Genomic DNA, 15,716 nt, shown 5'->3' on the forward strand with positions numbered 1-15,716 from the left:
CGGATGCCTACAATCGGGCTCGAAAACCGGCGGTCGATCAGTCGTTGCCGCGGTTCCACAGGCTCGGCCACGCGTGACCGAGCCCGGTCACGAGCCGGCGCAACGTCGGCAGCGACAGGCCGACCACGGTCGACGGATCCCCGCTGATATGCGTGATGAACGGCGCGCCGAGGCTGTCGATGGTGAAGGCACCAGCCACGAACAGGGGCTCGCCGGTGGCGATATAGGCGTCGAGTTCCTCGTCGTCGATGTCGTCGGCGAAGGTGACGTCGGCCACGGCCACGGCGCCGACAGAGCGCCCGACGACACCGTCGGCGTGGTCGATCAGCCAGTGGCCGGAATAGAGCTGTCCGGTGCGACCGCGCTGCAGCTGCCAACGCTCGCGGGCCTTGGCGCTGGTGTGCGGCTTGCCGTAGATGACATCGTCGATCACGAAGACCGAATCGCCGCCGAGCACCAGGCCGTCGACGATGTCGCCGCTGCCGGTCAGTGCGCGGGACACGGCCTCGGCCTTGGCCCGCGCGAGCAGTTCCACAACCCGGTGCGGTGTGAGCGGTGCTCCGGCGGCCCGGGCGGCCTCGCCCGCGACGGCGTCCTCGTCGACGTCCGGGGCGACCGTGACGGGCTCGATCCCGGCCGTGCGCAGCAGCATCAGCCGGGCCGGAGACGTGGACGCCAGGTACAAGCGCATGGGTTTCCTTCGCTGGGGGTGGAAGCGGTGTGGGATCATCGAAGGATGGGCACCAGCAATGACATTCAGGCAGATTCGAGCGGACACTCCGCAGAAGTAGGCGCAGAGCTCGAACTCGACGTCACCAACGTAGCTCACGGCGGCATCTTCATCGCGAGACACGAGGGCCGCGTGGTCTTCGTGAGCGACACTCTCCCGGGGGAGCGCGTGCGCGCCCGCCTGACCTCGGCCAGCCACAAGAGCTTCTGGCGCGCGGAGACCGTGGAGGTGCTCACCCCGGCACCCGAGCGCCAACCGCACATCTGGGCATCCGCCGCCCTCGACCGCGACCCCGTGGACCGCGCCGGCGGCGCCGAGTTCGGTCACATCGAACTCGGCTACCAGCGCGAGCTGAAACGCCAGGTTCTGGCCGACGCCCTGAAACGGATGGCCGGCGTCGACTCCCCGGTCACGGTCGAGCCGGTCCCGGTCGGCCGCAACGCATCGCCCGGCGACGCCGCCGACGGCACCGGCTGGCGCACCCGCGTTCGGCTGCACGTCGACGAGGACGGTTCGGTGGGCCCGTACGCCGCCCGGTCGCACCGTGTCATCCCGGTCGGCGATCTGCCGCTGGCCGATCGCCTGCTGGAGGCGGCCGCGCCCCTGGACAAGATGTTCCCCGGCGCCGCATCCGTTGACATCGTCGCACCGAGCCTGGGCACCGTGCAGATCCTCGTGGCGGAGCAGGACGACAAGGGTCGTCGCCGGCACACCCCGAAGACCCTGATCCGCGAGGTCGTCGGCGAGCGCGAATTCCGCCTCGACGCCGCCGGGTTCTGGCAGGTGCACACCAGCGCCGCTGAGACCCTCTACCGTGCGGTGCAGGACACCATCGACGCGGATGCGTTCGACCCGCGGGCCGCGAACCTGGACCTCTACGGCGGAGTGGGCCTGCTCGCCGCCGCCGTGGGCGACCGGTTCGGCAGCACCGTGCGCATGACCAGCGTCGAGAGCGACCCGCAGGCCACCGACTTCGCGGCCGAGAACCTCGCCGAATGGGTCGGCGCCAGTGTGCAGACCTCCCGCGTCGACCGGTTCCTGAACGCCCTCGTGCGCGACTCGAGCGCCGCCGACCGGGCCCGCCAGGCGGCCGCGACGGTCATCCTGGACCCGCCGCGCTCCGGTGCAGGCAAGGAGGTCATCGACCTGCTCGGTGCCGTCGGACCGGCCCAGATCGTCTACGTGGCGTGCGACCCGGTGGCTCTGGCCCGCGATATCGCCCTGCTCGCCGGGCACGGCTACGAGCTGCGCCGGCTCCGCGCCTTCGACCTGTTCCCGAATACGCACCATGTCGAAGCCGTCGCACTCCTGTCCCGCTAGCTATCGTTGATCCGTAGACACCGCGAGAATGTAGGAAACCGTGAATCACCCGCTAGCACCTCTGCCTTCGCCCACTGATCCCGTCGACACCGCCGTGCTGGGTCATCCCGTGCGCGTCGGCATCGCCGACGATCACGAGTCGGTGCGCCTGGGCATCAAGGCGGCGTGCGAGAACGTGGGCTACGAGGTCATCTTCACCGCCCCCACGGTGCAGGAACTCGTGGACGGCATCGCCGGTCGCGCCGTCGACGTCATCGTGCTCGACCTCTCATTGGGTGACGGGTCCCGCGTCACCGACAACGTGCACCGCGCCCAGAGCACGGGAGCGTCGGTGCTGGTGCACAGCATCGCCGACCGGGTCGCCCTGGTGCGCGAGGCGCTCGCCGCGGGAGCGTCCGGCGTCATCCCGAAATCGTCACCCACCACAACCGTCATGGCCGCCGTCGCATCCGTGGCCCGCGGCGACGTGCTCAACAACCTCGAGTGGGCCACGGCGATCGACGCCGACCGCGATTTCGCCAAGGCGCAGCTGGGCCGGCGCGAACGCGATGTGCTGCACCTGTACGCGTCGGGTCTGCCGCTGAAGATGGTCGCGATGCAGCTCGGCATCGCCCACTCGACCGCCCGCGAGTACCTCGACCGGATCCGGGTGAAGTACGTGGAGGTCGGCCGTCCTGCCCCCACGAAGGTGGACCTGCTTCGGCGTGCCGTCGAAGACGGGATCCTGCCGGGCCTCGACCCGGATGGCGGAGATGGCCGCGGCTGAGTCCGCGGTTGCCGGCGCGCCGGGGCTCACCGGGAAGAACCCGGACGGTGAACCGCTGGACGTCGATCTGATCGGTGGGCCCAAACAGCCGCGCAACCCGATCAGCCGCACCCGGATCGAAGTTGTGGCCTCGCGGTCGGTTGCCGGCGTCGGCGTGGTCTTCGCCCTTCAGGCGCTGCCGATCATGCTCGCACAGGCCCCGGTCCGGTTGCCGGTGATGGGCTTTCTCGCACCGGTGCTGCTCGGGCTGTCCCTGGTGGCCGTCGTGGTGGCCGCGGTGAGCAAGGTCGGCGTGCGCACGGCCGCCGGCGCCGTGGCACTGGTCTACCTGGCGGCACTGCTGGCCTGGCCGCTGCTGATGCGGGACCCGGCGGCCGTACTCGACGGCAAACCGTGGCTCTGGTACATGTGCACGATCGCGACCGCCTGCGCGGCCCTCGCGTTCCCCGTGCTCTGGGCCGCGATCTACACCTTCGCCGCTCCGATCATCTACGGTGTGGTGCGGTCGACGCCGTCCGGCGGCGACGCGGACCTGCTGCTCTCGGGCCTCGACGCGGTCTACGCGATCCTCCTGGGCCAGGTCATCCTGATCATCATCTTCATGCTCCGGCAGACGGCGGCCGCAGTCGACAGCGCTCAGACCAACGCGCTGCACCAGTACGGAAACGCCGTGCGCCAGCACGCCACCGAGGTTGAGCGGGTGCAGGTCGACTCGATCGTGCACGACAGCGTGCTGGCCACCTTCCTCGCCGCGGCCGCGGCGGGCAGCCCGAAGGCGGCCGAGCTGGCATCCGGCATGGCGGCGGATGCCCTGACCCGCCTCAACGACGCCGCCATCGTGCCGGCCGGCGACGACAGCACGGTTCCCTTCAGCGAGCTCAGCCGGCAGATCCGTGCCGCCGCGGCCCGCCTGTCGGTGCCCTTCACCATCGTCGAGTGCGAGATCGACGGACTCCGGCTGCCGGCCCATGCGCGGGACGCGATCCTCGCCGCGAGCGGGCAGGCCATGGTGAACAGCGCCCAGCACGCGGGCACGTCAGACCTGGAGCCCGAACGCACCCTGACCATGAGCGCGAACCCGCAGGGCGGCTGCACCATCGTGATCGCCGACTCCGGGGTGGGTTTCGACCCCGAAGCGGTGCCGGCCGAACGGCTGGGGCTGCGCATCTCGATAAAGGACCGGGTGGCCAGCGCCGGCGGTTCCGTCACAGTGTGCGCCGCCATCGGCCGCGGCACGACCATCACGATCAACTGGCCCACCGACGGGGGAGCGCGCGCATGATCTCCGTACCGCGCGGGCTGGTGCTGTCCCTGGCAGCCATGTTCTCGGCCTATCACGTTGTGCTCGGGTTCTACTCGCTGGGGCAGCCGCAAACGCCGCTGCCGGCCATCCTCGCCATCATCGTCTACGCCGTGGCCACCGTGGTCAGCCTGTGGCCGACCAGCCCGACGCGGATGCCGGTGTGGCTGGCGTACTTCAACGTGGCCGTGTGCGCGATACTGCCGCTGTTGGTGGGGAGCCAGCTCGACGGTTCCGTCGACAACGGCTACGCCACCTGGTACGTCGCCGCGGTGGGCACCCTGATGACGGTCACCGCCACCCGGCGCCGTTCGGGGCTGGCCTGGATCGGAGCCGCGATTCTGGTCGTGCACACGATCTTCTGGGCCGGGCCGGCGGCCCTGGTCTCGATGGGCGTCATCGGCAGCGTCGTCTGGGTTGCCGTCGCGGTGATCCTGGCGCGGGCCCTGGCGAAGGCGGGCCGTGACGCGCGACAGTACGCACTGGCCGAGCAGGAGGCCACCGAGTGGCAGGCCGCCCAGGAGGCGCACCTGTATGAGCGGCAGGTGCGGCTGGCCCAGACCATCCGGCTGGCGGCACCCATGCTGCGCCGGATCATCGACCAGCACGGCGAGTTGAACGCCGAGCAGCGTCAGGAGTCCCGGTACCTCGAGGCCGCTGTGCGGGATGAGATCCGCGGCCGCAAGCTGCTCAACGACGCCGTGCGCGACGCGGTCATGGCCGCCCGGCGTCGCGGTGCGATCGTGACCCTGCTCGACGAGGGCAGCATCGACGACATCCGTGGGGCTGAGCTGGAATCGGTGCTCAACGCGCTGGCGGTGGCCATCGACGGCACGATGGCCGACACGATCATCGCCCGAACCGCCGGAGACGGGTCCGCGACGGCCGTCACAGTGGTCGGGCTCAGCAGCGCGGATGCAAAGCTGAGCGCTTTCGGCCAGGAATCGCCCGAGCCGGAGGTCGACCTCTGGCTGGAGATCCCGCGCGACCCGGCTCTGGTGTCCGCGCCGCCGGAGTGAACGCCGCCGGAGTGAACGCTGCCGGAGTGGACGCTGCCGGACTGGGCGGGCCGGTGCAGCCTCTCCGCTGAATGCGGGGGAAATGCGAAAGGGACCAACCGTGAGGTTGGTCCCTTTCAACTTCGTGCCAGGGCGACAACCCGAATGTCACCCTGACGCGCCCCCACAACCCGACTGCTTACCCTAGTCGACGGGCCATGGTCGTGAATCTCAGAGAGATTCACCCGGCACAAGTAATACTCCTCTCACCGGGCCACCGTGAAAAGTCGGCATTTAGGGGGACCGGATCAGTCGGGTGGCGTCAGCCCGGGAACCCGCGCCAGCGGCCGGTGCCGGGAGTGACAGGCGAACGGATGGCGCGCTGGCTGCGCTGCCACGCGCTCTGGCCGCGCGCCGGGGCCAGCAGAAGGCTGTCGGACTCCTCGCGGACCAGGCCGTGCAGCACGGCCGACACGGCCGCCGCCTCGGTGGGAGTGACGCCGCGGGTGACGAAGCGCAGCCCGGGCACGGCCTGCTCGGAGGCATCCGCGGGAGCGCTCACATCCGTGCCCGGGTTCGCTTCCGCTGCGGTATTCGAGGGAGTAATCGTTGAGTCGGTCATGGCGCCGCCTACAGCGGAATGTTCCCATGCTTCTTGGGCGGCAGGCTGGCCCGTTTGGTGCGCAGGGCGCGGAGCGCCTTGGTGACCGCCACCCGGGTCGTCGCCGGCTCGATGATGCCGTCGAGCTCGCCGCGCTCGGCCGCCAGGAAGGGGCTGGCCACGTTGTACGTGTATTCGTTGGCCAGGCGGGTGCGCACGGCGGCGACATCCTCGTCGGCTGCTTCGGCCTTCTTGATCTCGGCGCGGTACAGGATGTTCACGGCGCCCTGACCGCCCATGACGGCGATCTCCGCCGTCGGCCAGGCGAGGTTGATGTCCGCACCGAGCTGCTTGGAGCCCATCACGATGTACGCGCCGCCGTAGGCCTTGCGCAGGATGACCGTGACCAGGGGAACGGTCGCCTCGGCGTAGGCGTAGAGCAGCTTGGCGCCGCGCCGGATGATTCCGGTCCACTCCTGGTCGGTGCCGGGCAGGAAGCCGGGCACGTCGACCAGCGTGAGGATGGGAATCGAGAACGCGTCGCAGAAGCGCACGAACCGGGCGGCCTTCTCGCCGGCCGGGATGTTGAGCGTGCCGGCCATGGCGCTGGGCTGGTTGGCGACGATGCCGATCGAGCGTCCCTCGACCCGGGCGAAGCCGACCACGATGTTCGGCGCGAACAGCGGCTGCGTCTCGAGGAAGTCGCCGTGGTCGACGATGTGCTCGATCACGGTCTTCACGTCGTAGGGCTGGTTCGGGGAATCGGGGATGATCGTGTTCAACTTGAGGTCGGCATCCGTCGTCTCCAGCTCGATATCGCTGTCGAAGACGGGCAGATCGGCCAGGTTGTTGTCCGGCAGGAAGCTGAGCAGCGTGCGGGCGTAGTCGAGGGCGTCGGGTTCATCGCTCGCGAGGTAGTGCGCCACCCCGGAGACCGCGTTGTGGGTGTACGCGCCGCCGAGCTCCTCCATGCCGACGTCTTCACCCGTGACGGTCTTGATCACGTCGGGTCCGGTGACGAACATCTGGCTGGTCTTGTCGACCATGATCACGAAGTCGGTCAGTGCGGGGGAGTAGACCGCGCCGCCGGCGGCCGGGCCGCAGATGATCGAAATCTGCGGGATGACACCGGAGGCGGCCGTGTTGCGGCGGAAGATCTCGCCGTACTTGCCGAGAGCGACGACGCCCTCCTGAATGCGCGCTCCGCCGGAGTCGAGGATGCCGATGATGGGCACCCCGGTCTTCAGGGCGAGGTCCATCACCTTGATGATCTTCTCGCCGGCGACCTCGCCGAGCGAACCGCCGAAGATGGTGAAGTCCTGCGAGTACACGGCCACCTGGCGGCCGTGGATGGTGCCGGTCCCGGTGACGACGGCGTCGCCGTAGGGCCGCTTCTTCTCCATGCCGAACGCGTGGGTGCGGTGCCGCACGAACTCGTCGAGTTCGACGAACGAACCCTGGTCGAGCAGCAGATCGATACGCTCCCGGGCCGTCATCTTGCCCTTGGCGTGCTGTTTCTCGATCGCCGCCTCGCCGCTCGCGGTCACGGCTTCGTGATAGCGCAGCTTGAGGTCGGCGAGCTTTCCAGCCGTCGTGTACAGGTCGGGGCCCGCGAGGGGCGAGTTCTCAGTCACGCGGTTCACTCTACCGGCCAGCCCCTGCCCCCGATCGTTGACGATTCTCTACAAAAACCGGCCGGTTTGCTGGTCGGGTACCCCCGCTCCCCACGCATAACTCCTGCAAATTCTCGGATTCGGGCCGGAATTGTGCCTTTTCGGCCCGGTTTCGGCAGAATTGCAGGAGTTATGCAAGGGGAGAGAGTCACATGGAGTTTCCGCTCAGCCGCGAGGTCGTGCCGCGTTTCGAGTACCTGGCCGAGACCGGGTCGACGAACGACGCTCTGGTCGCCCACGCGACGGGCGAGGATGCCGCCGCCTGGCCCGACCTGTCGACGGTCGTCACCGACAACCAGACCCGCGGCCGCGGCCGAATGGGTCGCACCTGGCTCGCCCCCACCGGTAAGTCCCTCGCGATCTCGGTGCTGCTGCGGCCGGTGTCCGGTGCGGTGCCGCTGCCGACCTCGCACTTCGGCTGGTTCCCCCTGCTCGCCGGGGCGGCGATGACCCGCGCCGTGCGCGAGGTCGTCGAGGCGAGCCTGGCTGCCCGGGTGGTCGGGCCGGGTGAGGACGCACCGCGGCACGAGGTCACCCTGAAGTGGCCCAATGACGTTCTGATCGACGGCTACAAGGTGTCCGGCGTGCTGTCGGAGCTGCTGCCCGACGCGCGCGGGCTGGTGATCGGCACCGGGCTGAACGTGTCCCTCGACGAGCACGACCTGCCCACCCTCACCTCCACGTCGCTGATGCTCGTGACCGGCTCGCTCCCCGATGCTGACGCCGTGCTCGCCCGGTACCTCACCGAACTGCGAAACCTCACCGGGGACTTCCTCGCGGCCGGGGGCGATCCGGTGAGAAGCGGGCTGCTGCAGACGGTGACCGAGCTGTGCGGCACGCTCGGCGGGGTTGTGCGGGTGGAACTGCCCGGCGGCACCGATCTGGTGGGCACCGCGATCGCCCTCGATGACAGCGGCCGGCTGATCGTCGAGGACCAGACGAACGGCGACCTGCAGGCGGTCGCCGCCGGGGATGTCACCCACCTGCGGTATTAATGGGTTATGACAAAAACAGTTGGGTTATGACAAAGACAGCGGGCTTCGGTACTGCCGAGGTGCTTCCCCCGGCCGAATCGGTCGTGGCCGGGCTCCGGCCGCACGCCCGGGTGCTGTTCTGGCCCAGCCTGGCACTGCTGGCGATCGTCGGCGCCACCGCATACTTCTTCGGTTCCCTGCCGGAGCCGTGGCAGAACACGGCGCTGCTGGTCGCCGCTGTCGTGCTGGTGCTGCTGCTCTGGCTGCTGCCGCTCGCGTCGTGGCTGAACAACCGCTACACGATCACCACCCGGCGCATCATCTTCCGGCACGGGTTCTTCGTGCGCACCCGTCAGGAACTGCTGCACAGCCGCGGCTACGACGTGACCGTGCGTAAGAACTGGCTGCAGTCGATCGCCCACTCGGGGGATGTGCTGATCAACGCCGGGCTGGAGCAGCCGCTCGTGTTGAAGGATGTGCCGAACGCCGACCTGGTGCAGCAGGTGCTGCACGATCTGATGGAGTCCTCCCGCACCCTGATGGGCTCGCGGCGGCAGGAACAGGCGGCAAGCACCGGGGAGACCACGCGCTGGGGTTCCCGCTAAGCGCGTTGCGGATCCCGCTTTGCGCGCTGGGGTTCCCGCTCCGCGCGCTGGGGTTCCCGCTCCGAGGCGGCCGCGGCCTTGCGCTTCGGGGAGAAGACCCAGTGCCGGTAGAGCACGAAGCGGAAGGCTGAGCCGAGGAACAGGCCGATCACGTTCGAGGAAATGTTGTCGGCCAGCAGGCTGGTGTAGCCGAGCAGGTAGTGGCTGACCCAGAGGCAGGCCAGGCCGATACCCATTCCGACCAGGCTGACGGCGAAGAACTCGACCCCCTCGCGCAGCGTGTGCGACTGACGGTTCGCGCCGAAGGTCCAGTACCGGTTGCCGAGCCAATTCACCAGGATGGCCAGCGTGGTCGACACGACTTTGGCGTAGATCGGTCCGGCGTGCACCAGTTCCGGGTCGAAGACCGTCGTGCGCAGCAGGTTGAAGACGGCGAAGTCCACGACGAAGCCGACCAGGCCGACGGCGCCGAACTTGCCGAGCTGGCTGGCGAAGGCCAACAGCCGTGCGGACGTGCGCGGTGTACTCGGCATGCATCCCTCCGGATGATGGGCAAAGATAGAAGTCGAGAACCCGAGTCTACGGCGAGGCCCAGCCTGCCGCCTGAGAGAACCCGTACCGGAGAATGACCGGTCGCAAGGATTGTGGTGGAGCGATGAAGACGACTGTGGGCGTGATCGGCGGCGGCCAGCTGGCCAGGATGATGATTCCGGCGGCGGTGAATCTGGGGATCGACATCCGGGTGCTCGCCGAGGACGAGGGCATGTCGGCCGATCTGGCGGCGGTGCAGGTCGGCGACTACCGCGACCGCGACGTGGTGCTGGCCTTCGCCGCCACGGTCGACGTCGTCACGTTCGACCACGAGCACGTTCCGCAGGAGATCCTGCGCGAGCTCGTGGCCCGGGGCGTGGCGGTGCATCCGGGGCCCGACGCCTTGCTGTACGCGCAGGACAAACTGCTGATGCGGCAGCGCCTGACCGAACTGGGCCTGCCCGTGCCCGACTGGGCGCGCGTGGAGAACGCCGCCGAACTGGGCGTGTTCCTCGCCGCCCACAACAACCGGGCGGTCGTCAAGACGGCCCGCGGCGGCTACGACGGCAAGGGGGTGCGCCTGGTCACCCACGACCACGAGGTGGACGACTGGTTCGCCGCGCTCGCCGAAGACGGCAACGGCGGTGCCCTCCTGGTGGAGGAGCTCGTCGAGTTCCGCCGCGAGCTGGCCCAGCTGGTCGCGCGCCGCCCGTCCGGGCAGATCGCCGTGTGGCCCGTGGTGGAGACCGTGCAGCAGGGCGGCGTCTGCGCCGAGGTCATCGCGCCCGCTCCGTCGTCCGAGGGCCGTCTGGCCCAGGCCGCGGCCGACATCGCCGTGCGCATCGCCGAGGGCATCGGTGCCACGGGCATGCTGGCCGTCGAACTGTTCGAGACGACGGATGAGCGCATCCTGGTCAATGAGCTGGCGATGCGCCCGCATAACAGCGGTCACTGGTCGATCGAAGGGTCGACGACGAGCCAGTTCGAGCAGCACCTCCGCGCCGTGCTCGACCTTCCGCTCGGCGCGACCGACACCCGGGACCCGTGGACCGTCATGGTCAACATCCTCGGGGGACCGGCCGAGGGTGCCCTCTCGGCGCGGTACCCGGCCGTGTTCGAGGCCTATCCGGCAGCCAAGGTGCACACCTACGGCAAGGATCCGCGGCCGGGCCGGAAGGTCGGTCATGTGACCGTCGGCGGCGACGATCTTGACCTCGCCGCCTACCAGGCGCGCGCCGCAGCGGCAATCTTTCAGGACTGACCAAATAGGATCGAACCCGTGACAGACAACCCTGTGCCCGATTCCGCCCCGCTGGAGGCCGCTCTGACGCCGCTTGTGGGCGTCGTGATGGGCTCCGATTCCGACTGGCCCGTGATGAGTGACGCCGCTCAGCTGCTGCGGGACTTCGGTGTGCCCTTCGAGGTGCAGGTCGTCTCGGCGCATCGCACCCCGCAGAAGATGATCGCCTACGGTCAGAGCGCCCACGCGCGCGGACTCCGCGTGATCATCGCCGGGGCCGGCGGCGCCGCCCACCTGCCCGGGATGCTCGCGGCCGTGACGACGCTGCCGGTGGTGGGTGTTCCCGTTCCGCTGGGCCGGCTCGACGGCCTGGACTCGCTGCTGTCCATCGTGCAGATGCCGGCCGGAGTGCCCGTGGCCACCGTCTCCATCGGGGGCGCGCGCAACGCCGGCCTGATCGCCGTCAAGGCCCTGGCCATCGCCGACGACTCCCTGCGGATCAAGCTGCTCGGCTATATGGAAATGCTCGCCGCCCAGGTCGAGCAGAAGAACCTGGACCTCCAAGACAAATTATGAGTAGTGCACGCACGCCGATCCGGCATCCGGATGTCGGGTCCGCCTCGGTCATGACCCGCCGGGCCTGGTGGCTTGTGGTGCTCAATTTCGTGCTGCCCGGCTCCGCCCAGGTGCTGGCGGGCAACCGCCGGCTCGGCCGGTTCGGCCTGCGGACGACCTTCGCGCTGATCGCCTTCGCGGTCGTCGTCGGTGTCGCCTTCACGCTCTGGCCGGCGGTTGTGCTCACGGTCTTCACGAACTCGATCGGGCTGTGGGTGGCGGCGGCGCTGCTCGTTTTCCTCGGCGTCGTGTGGTCGATCCTCACCCTCGACACCCTCCGACTCGTGCGACTCGTGCGGGCCGGTCCCCGGGCCCGGCCCGTGATCGCCGCCTTCACGACCGTGCTCATGGTCGGAGTGGTCGGCGCCGCCGGTTACGGCGCCTACCTGGCAACCACGACCAGCGGACTCCTGTCGTCGGTCTTCGTGGCCGGCCCGACCGAACCGCCCGTCGACGGCCGGTACAACATCCTGCTGCTCGGCGGCGACGCCGGCCCGGACCGTGACGGCCTGCGCCCGGACAGCATCTCCGTGGTCAGCATCGACGCCGACACCGGTCAGGCCAGCATGATCGGGCTGCCCCGCAACCTGGAGGACGTGCCGTTCTCGCCGGGTCCGCTCGCCGACCTGTACCCGGAGGGGTACGGCGCCATCGACGGCTGCGAGGTCTCCGCCTGCATGCTCAACTCGATCTACACCGAGGTCGAGCTGAAGAGCCCGGAGATGTACCCGGATGCGGTGGCCGACGGCAGCGAGCCGGGCATCGAGGGTATGCGTGACGCCGCCCAGGGCGTCACCGGCCTGACGATCCAGTACTACGTTCTGATCGACATGCAGGGTTTCTCCGACCTGGTGGATGCCCTCGGCGGCGTCGACATCAACGTCGACCACCGTGTGCCCGTGCACACCGACGAGACGTTCACCGAGGTGGCCTTCTGGTTCGAGCCCGGCATGCAGCACATGGACGGTTTCCACGCACTCTGGTACGCCCGCTCACGCCACGACACCAGCGACTACGACCGGATGGTGCGGCAGCGGCAGGTGCAGGAGGCGATCCTGGCCCAGGCGAGCCCCGCGAACGTGCTGACCAAGTTCCAGGCCGTGGCGTCCGCCGGAACCGAGGTCGTCAAGACTGACATCCCCCAGGGCATGCTCGGTCACTTCACGCACCTCGCATCGAAGACGAAGGCGCTGCCGATCCAGTCGGTCGAACTGATCCCGGAGAACGACGTCGACCCGGAGGATCCCGACTACGACGTCATCCGCAGCCTGATCGATGCCGCCCTGGCACCGCCCGCCACGGAGGAACCGGCCCCGTAAGGCCGTGTCCTCGGCCCGCGCACTCGGCAGAGGGCACGGCTCCGGGGCACGGACTGTCGCTACAGGTCGGCGTGCAGGTGCCAGACCCGCTCGGCGGAATCCCGCCAGGTGAAGGCACGCGCGCGGTCGTCCCCGACGATGCGCAGCCTTTTCGCCAGTGCAGTGTCGGTCAGCACCCGGTTCACGGCCGCGGCCAGTCGCTCGGGGTACCCGGCGGCATCCTTTCGTTCCACGGCCAGGCCGGCGTCGCCGGCGGCCTCGACCAGGGCCGGGGCGTCCGAGTGCACCACTGGGGTGCCCAGGTGGAACGCCTGGATCATCGGGCCCGCGAAACCCTCTTCCAGGCTCGGGTAGACGAACACGGCCGCCCGTGCGATGACCACGGCCAGTTCCTCGTCGGTCAGTCCGTTCAGGGCGCGAACCCGGCCCCAGGGGAGGCCGGCCTCGTCGGCCACGGAGGCCAGATCGAGTTCACCCCAGGCGGAAGGCCCGAGCACGATCAGCGGCAGCTCCGGGCCCTCCGGCAGGCCGAGCGCCGTGATCAGGGCCGTGATGGCCTTGCGCGGCTCGAGCGTGCCGACAGCGACGATGTAGTCGGTCGGCAGCCCCAGTCGTTCCGCGATGATCTCCGTGGCGGACGAGTTCGACGGCAGACGCAGGCCGGTTCCGATGCCGCCGCCGATCACGCGCACGCGGTCTCCGAGGTCGATGATGTCCGCGAGCTGGTGGGCCACGGCGTGGCTGGGCACCACGATCGCATCCGCGTGTTTGTGCGCACGTTTGACCATGGCCTTGGTCCAGGCGACGGTGGTGGGGGTGAGTGCCTCCGGATGCGTCCAGGCCAGCACGTCGTGGATGGTCACGGCCACCTGGCTGCCGTCCTTGACGATGTCGTGCCGACGGAGCGGCGCCAGCAGCGACGGGGCGTGGATCATGCCCGACCCGGAGGCGTGGGCGATGCCCAGCTGCCAGGCCCGGGTCAGCTCACGCCGGGGGAGCGTGGTCGTGTGCAGGCTGCCCAGCCCCGGCAGGCTCGACTCGATCCGGGCGCAGTGCTCGGCCGGCGACGAGGACACGATTCCCTCGACGTCGCACCCGGCCGGAGCCGTCTCGATCAGCGCCCGGGTCAGTTCCTCGGTGTAGCGACCGATGCCGCCCGGGACCGGAGCGATCATCTGGTCCAGGACGACTCTCAGTGTGGTCATTTCTCTGTGAAGATCCCCTGCTCGGCTGCCGCGGCCAGCGCCTCGCGCCAGTCACGGATGGGGGACAAACCTGCGGCAGCCCAGGCGTCGTGGCCGAGCACCGAATAGGAGGGCCGCGGGGCCGGGCGCACGAACTGTGAGCTGTCGGTCGGGGTGACCCGCTCCGGATCGAGGCCGGCCGTGGCGAAGACGGCCCGGGCGAAGCCGAACCAGCTCGTCACGCCGGTGCTGGTTCCGTGGTAAATGCCGGCGGGGGCGCCGGAATCGAGCAGGGCGACGATCTGCGCCGCGAGGTCGGCGGTCCAGGTGGGCTGGCCGACCTGGTCGTCGACGACGCTCAGGGTGTCGCGGGCCGCGGCCAGTTTCAGCATGGTCTTGGGAAAGTTCGGGCCGTGCTGGCCGTAGAGCCAGGCCGTGCGCACGATGTAACTGCCTGCCTTGTGCTCCTGCAGCACGAATGCCTCGCCCGCGGCCTTGGTGCGGCCGTACGCGGAGATCGGGTCGATCTCCGCGGTCTCGGCGTAGGGCTCGGTGGCGCTGCCGTCGAAGACGTAGTCGGTCGAGACCTGCACGAGCTTCGCCCCGGTGGCGGATGCCGCCAGCGCCAGGTTCTGCGGGCCGGTCGCGTTGATCGCGTACGCGGCATCCTCGTTCGTCTCGGCGTCGTCCACCTTGGTGTACGCGGCCGCGTTGATCACGACGTCGTAGCCGGCGACCGCCGCCAGGACGGCGTCCCGGTCGGTGATGTCCAGTTCGGCGCGGTCGAACGCCGTGACGTCGCGGCCGGCGAGAGCCGCCTGCAGGTCGCGGCCGAGCATCCCGGCCGCGCCGGTGATCAGGTAGCGGGTCATCAGCTCAATGCCGCACGGGCCTTGAGCGGCTCCCACCAGGTGCGGTTGTCGCGGTACCACTGCACGACATCCGCGAGCCCCTGCTCGAACGGCACGAGGGGCGCGTAGCCGAGTTCGGCCTGGATCTTCGAGATGTCCACGGAGTAGCGCAGGTCGTGACCGAGACGGTCGGCGACCCGGTCGACGTAGGACCAGTCCTTGCCGGTCGACTCGAGCAGCATCTCGGTGAGCTCCTTGTTGGTCAGCTCGGTGCCGCCGCCGATGTTGTAGATCTCACCGGCGCGACCGCCGACGAGCACCATCGCGATGGCGCGGGTGTGGTCGTCCACGTGCAGCCAGTCACGGATGTTGTTGCCCTCGCCATAGAGGGGAACGTGCAGGTCGTCGATCAGGTTCGTGACGAAGAGCGGGATGACCTTCTCCGGGAAGTGGTACGGGCCATAGTTGTTCGAGCAGCGCGTGATCGAAATGTTCAGACCGTGCGTGCGGTGGTAGCTGCGGGCGAGCAGGTCGCTGCCGGCCTTGGAAGCCGAGTAGGGGGAGTTCGGCTCGAGCGCGCGCTCTTCGTTCCACGAGCCCTCGGCGATGGAGCCGTAGACCTCGTCGGTGGAGACGTGCACGAACCGGGCCAGGTTGTGGCGCAGGGCCGCGTCGAGCAGCTGCTGGGTGCCGAGAACGTTCGTCTCGACGAAGATCGACGCGTCGCGCACGGAGCGGTCCACGTGGGATTCGGCGGCGAAGTGCACGACCGCGTCAAGAGTGGGGAAGAGCTGGTCGAGCAGGGCGGCGTCACGGATGTCGCCGTGCACGAACGAGTACCGCGGGGACGCGGCGACCGGGGCCAGGTTCTCAAGGTTGCCCGAGTAGGTGAGGGCGTCGAGCACGACGACCTCGGCTCCTTCGAGGCCGGGGTAGGCGTCTTCGAGGGTGCGTCGAACGAAGTTCGAGCCGATGAAACCGGCTCCGCCGGTGACGAGGATCTTCATAT

The 15,716-nt window shown here is 69.2% G+C and carries 16 protein-coding genes; 9 read left to right on the plus strand and 7 right to left on the minus strand.

The window, feature by feature from the left end; all coding sequences use genetic code 11:
- Positions 1-37 precede the first annotated feature (37 nt).
- Entirely contained in the window at positions 38-691 is a 654-nt protein-coding gene (locus tag E3T49_RS10270) for a Maf family protein (RefSeq protein WP_134424814.1), read from the minus strand.
- Between the two features lie 45 nt (positions 692-736).
- On the opposite strand from E3T49_RS10270, the gene E3T49_RS10275 reads away from it, so the two are divergent.
- The 4 genes from E3T49_RS10275 (at position 737) to E3T49_RS10290 (ending at position 5,135) form a co-directional block, all read left to right on the plus strand.
- Positions 737-2,050 carry a class I SAM-dependent RNA methyltransferase gene (locus E3T49_RS10275; protein ID WP_134424815.1) on the plus strand — a complete coding sequence of 438 codons (1,314 nt, stop codon included), beginning with the start codon at positions 737-739 and terminating at the stop codon, positions 2,048-2,050.
- A gap of 61 nt (positions 2,051-2,111) precedes the next feature.
- Positions 2,112-2,816, plus strand: a complete 705-nt coding sequence (locus E3T49_RS10280; RefSeq protein WP_134424879.1) for a response regulator transcription factor — start codon at positions 2,112-2,114, stop codon at positions 2,814-2,816.
- Positions 2,803-4,098: a sensor histidine kinase gene (locus E3T49_RS10285; protein ID WP_134424816.1), complete on the plus strand. Its 1,296-nt coding sequence runs from the start codon at positions 2,803-2,805 to the stop codon at positions 4,096-4,098. The genes E3T49_RS10280 and E3T49_RS10285 overlap by 14 nt, the downstream gene beginning before the upstream one ends.
- Complete coding sequence (locus E3T49_RS10290) at positions 4,095-5,135, plus strand: hypothetical protein (RefSeq protein WP_134424817.1); 1,041 nt, start codon at positions 4,095-4,097, stop codon at positions 5,133-5,135. Before E3T49_RS10285 ends, E3T49_RS10290 begins: the two co-directional genes overlap by 4 nt.
- Positions 5,136-5,436: 301 nt before the next feature.
- On the opposite strand, the gene E3T49_RS10295 is transcribed toward E3T49_RS10290, so the two are convergent.
- Positions 5,437-5,736 (minus strand): hypothetical protein, encoded by a 300-nt coding sequence (locus tag E3T49_RS10295; RefSeq protein ID WP_241972758.1) that lies wholly within the window; start codon positions 5,734-5,736, stop codon positions 5,437-5,439.
- Between the two features lie 8 nt (positions 5,737-5,744).
- The gene (locus E3T49_RS10300; protein ID WP_420898541.1) at positions 5,745-7,358 is read right to left on the minus strand and encodes an acyl-CoA carboxylase subunit beta; all 1,614 of its coding nucleotides are present in this window, start codon (positions 7,356-7,358) and stop codon (positions 5,745-5,747) included.
- A 182-nt stretch (positions 7,359-7,540) separates the two neighbouring features.
- Between E3T49_RS10300 and E3T49_RS10305 the strand changes: the two genes are divergently transcribed.
- Together E3T49_RS10305 and E3T49_RS10310 are read left to right on the plus strand one after the other, a co-directional pair.
- The gene (locus tag E3T49_RS10305; RefSeq protein ID WP_134424819.1) at positions 7,541-8,383 is read left to right on the plus strand and encodes a biotin--[acetyl-CoA-carboxylase] ligase; all 843 of its coding nucleotides are present in this window, start codon (positions 7,541-7,543) and stop codon (positions 8,381-8,383) included.
- 26 nt (positions 8,384-8,409) lie between these two features.
- Positions 8,410-8,967, plus strand: a complete 558-nt coding sequence (locus tag E3T49_RS10310; protein ID WP_241972759.1) for a PH domain-containing protein — start codon at positions 8,410-8,412, stop codon at positions 8,965-8,967.
- Here E3T49_RS10310 and E3T49_RS10315 read toward each other — a convergent pair.
- Positions 8,964-9,500 (minus strand): GtrA family protein, encoded by a 537-nt coding sequence (locus E3T49_RS10315; protein ID WP_134424820.1) that lies wholly within the window; start codon positions 9,498-9,500, stop codon positions 8,964-8,966. The genes E3T49_RS10310 and E3T49_RS10315 overlap by 4 nt on opposite strands.
- A 122-nt stretch (positions 9,501-9,622) precedes the next feature.
- Here E3T49_RS10315 and E3T49_RS10320 point away from each other — a divergent pair, with 122 nt between their 5' ends.
- From E3T49_RS10320 to E3T49_RS10330, 3 genes are all read left to right on the plus strand, one after another.
- On the plus strand, positions 9,623-10,759 hold the full coding sequence (locus E3T49_RS10320; RefSeq protein WP_134424821.1) for a 5-(carboxyamino)imidazole ribonucleotide synthase: 1,137 nt from the start codon (positions 9,623-9,625) through the stop codon (positions 10,757-10,759).
- 87 nt (positions 10,760-10,846) lie between these two features.
- Positions 10,847-11,314, plus strand: coding sequence for a 5-(carboxyamino)imidazole ribonucleotide mutase (gene purE / locus E3T49_RS10325; protein WP_134424882.1), 468 nt, complete (start codon positions 10,847-10,849; stop codon positions 11,312-11,314).
- Entirely contained in the window at positions 11,311-12,672 is a 1,362-nt protein-coding gene (locus E3T49_RS10330; RefSeq protein ID WP_241972760.1) for an LCP family glycopolymer transferase, read from the plus strand. Before purE ends, E3T49_RS10330 begins: the two co-directional genes overlap by 4 nt.
- 59 nt (positions 12,673-12,731) lie before the next feature.
- Here the strand turns inward: E3T49_RS10330 and E3T49_RS10335 are convergent, their stop codons facing one another.
- Genes E3T49_RS10335 through rfbB form a run of 3 tightly spaced genes read right to left on the minus strand, consistent with a single transcriptional unit; the run spans position 12,732 to position 15,714 of the window.
- Positions 12,732-13,877 (minus strand): glycosyltransferase family 4 protein, encoded by a 1,146-nt coding sequence (locus E3T49_RS10335; protein ID WP_134424822.1) that lies wholly within the window; start codon positions 13,875-13,877, stop codon positions 12,732-12,734.
- Entirely contained in the window at positions 13,874-14,728 is an 855-nt protein-coding gene (gene rfbD / locus E3T49_RS10340) for a dTDP-4-dehydrorhamnose reductase (protein ID WP_134424823.1), read from the minus strand. The genes E3T49_RS10335 and rfbD overlap by 4 nt, the downstream gene beginning before the upstream one ends.
- A complete protein-coding gene (gene rfbB / locus E3T49_RS10345; protein WP_134424824.1) occupies positions 14,728-15,714 on the minus strand; it encodes a dTDP-glucose 4,6-dehydratase in 987 nt (328 codons plus the stop codon). The genes rfbD and rfbB overlap by 1 nt, the downstream gene beginning before the upstream one ends.
- Positions 15,715-15,716: the final 2 nt, after the last annotated feature.

It is taken from the genome of Cryobacterium cryoconiti (assembly GCF_004403065.1).
Classification (GTDB): Bacteria; Actinomycetota; Actinomycetes; order Actinomycetales; family Microbacteriaceae; genus Cryobacterium; species Cryobacterium cryoconiti.

What these genes read in the sequence shown, in the direction of transcription:
- E3T49_RS10270 (WP_134424814.1), bottom strand. Translation starts at nt 691, where the DNA reads ATGCGCTTGTACCTGGCGTCCACGTCTCCGGCCCGGCTGATGCTGCTG.
- E3T49_RS10275 (WP_134424815.1), top strand. Translation starts at nt 737, where the DNA reads ATGGGCACCAGCAATGACATTCAGGCAGATTCGAGCGGACACTCCGCA.
- E3T49_RS10285 (WP_134424816.1), top strand. Translation starts at nt 2,803, where the DNA reads ATGGCCGCGGCTGAGTCCGCGGTTGCCGGCGCGCCGGGGCTCACCGGG.
- E3T49_RS10290 (WP_134424817.1), top strand. Translation starts at nt 4,095, where the DNA reads ATGATCTCCGTACCGCGCGGGCTGGTGCTGTCCCTGGCAGCCATGTTC.
- E3T49_RS10295 (WP_241972758.1), bottom strand. Translation starts at nt 5,736, where the DNA reads ATGACCGACTCAACGATTACTCCCTCGAATACCGCAGCGGAAGCGAAC.
- E3T49_RS10305 (WP_134424819.1), top strand. Translation starts at nt 7,541, where the DNA reads ATGGAGTTTCCGCTCAGCCGCGAGGTCGTGCCGCGTTTCGAGTACCTG.
- E3T49_RS10310 (WP_241972759.1), top strand. Translation starts at nt 8,410, where the DNA reads ATGACAAAGACAGCGGGCTTCGGTACTGCCGAGGTGCTTCCCCCGGCC.
- E3T49_RS10315 (WP_134424820.1), bottom strand. Translation starts at nt 9,500, where the DNA reads ATGCCGAGTACACCGCGCACGTCCGCACGGCTGTTGGCCTTCGCCAGC.
- E3T49_RS10320 (WP_134424821.1), top strand. Translation starts at nt 9,623, where the DNA reads ATGAAGACGACTGTGGGCGTGATCGGCGGCGGCCAGCTGGCCAGGATG.
- purE (WP_134424882.1), top strand. Translation starts at nt 10,847, where the DNA reads ATGGGCTCCGATTCCGACTGGCCCGTGATGAGTGACGCCGCTCAGCTG.
- E3T49_RS10330 (WP_241972760.1), top strand. Translation starts at nt 11,311, where the DNA reads ATGAGTAGTGCACGCACGCCGATCCGGCATCCGGATGTCGGGTCCGCC.
- E3T49_RS10335 (WP_134424822.1), bottom strand. Translation starts at nt 13,877, where the DNA reads ATGACCACACTGAGAGTCGTCCTGGACCAGATGATCGCTCCGGTCCCG.
- rfbD (WP_134424823.1), bottom strand. Translation starts at nt 14,728, where the DNA reads ATGACCCGCTACCTGATCACCGGCGCGGCCGGGATGCTCGGCCGCGAC.
- rfbB (WP_134424824.1), bottom strand. Translation starts at nt 15,714, where the DNA reads ATGAAGATCCTCGTCACCGGCGGAGCCGGTTTCATCGGCTCGAACTTC.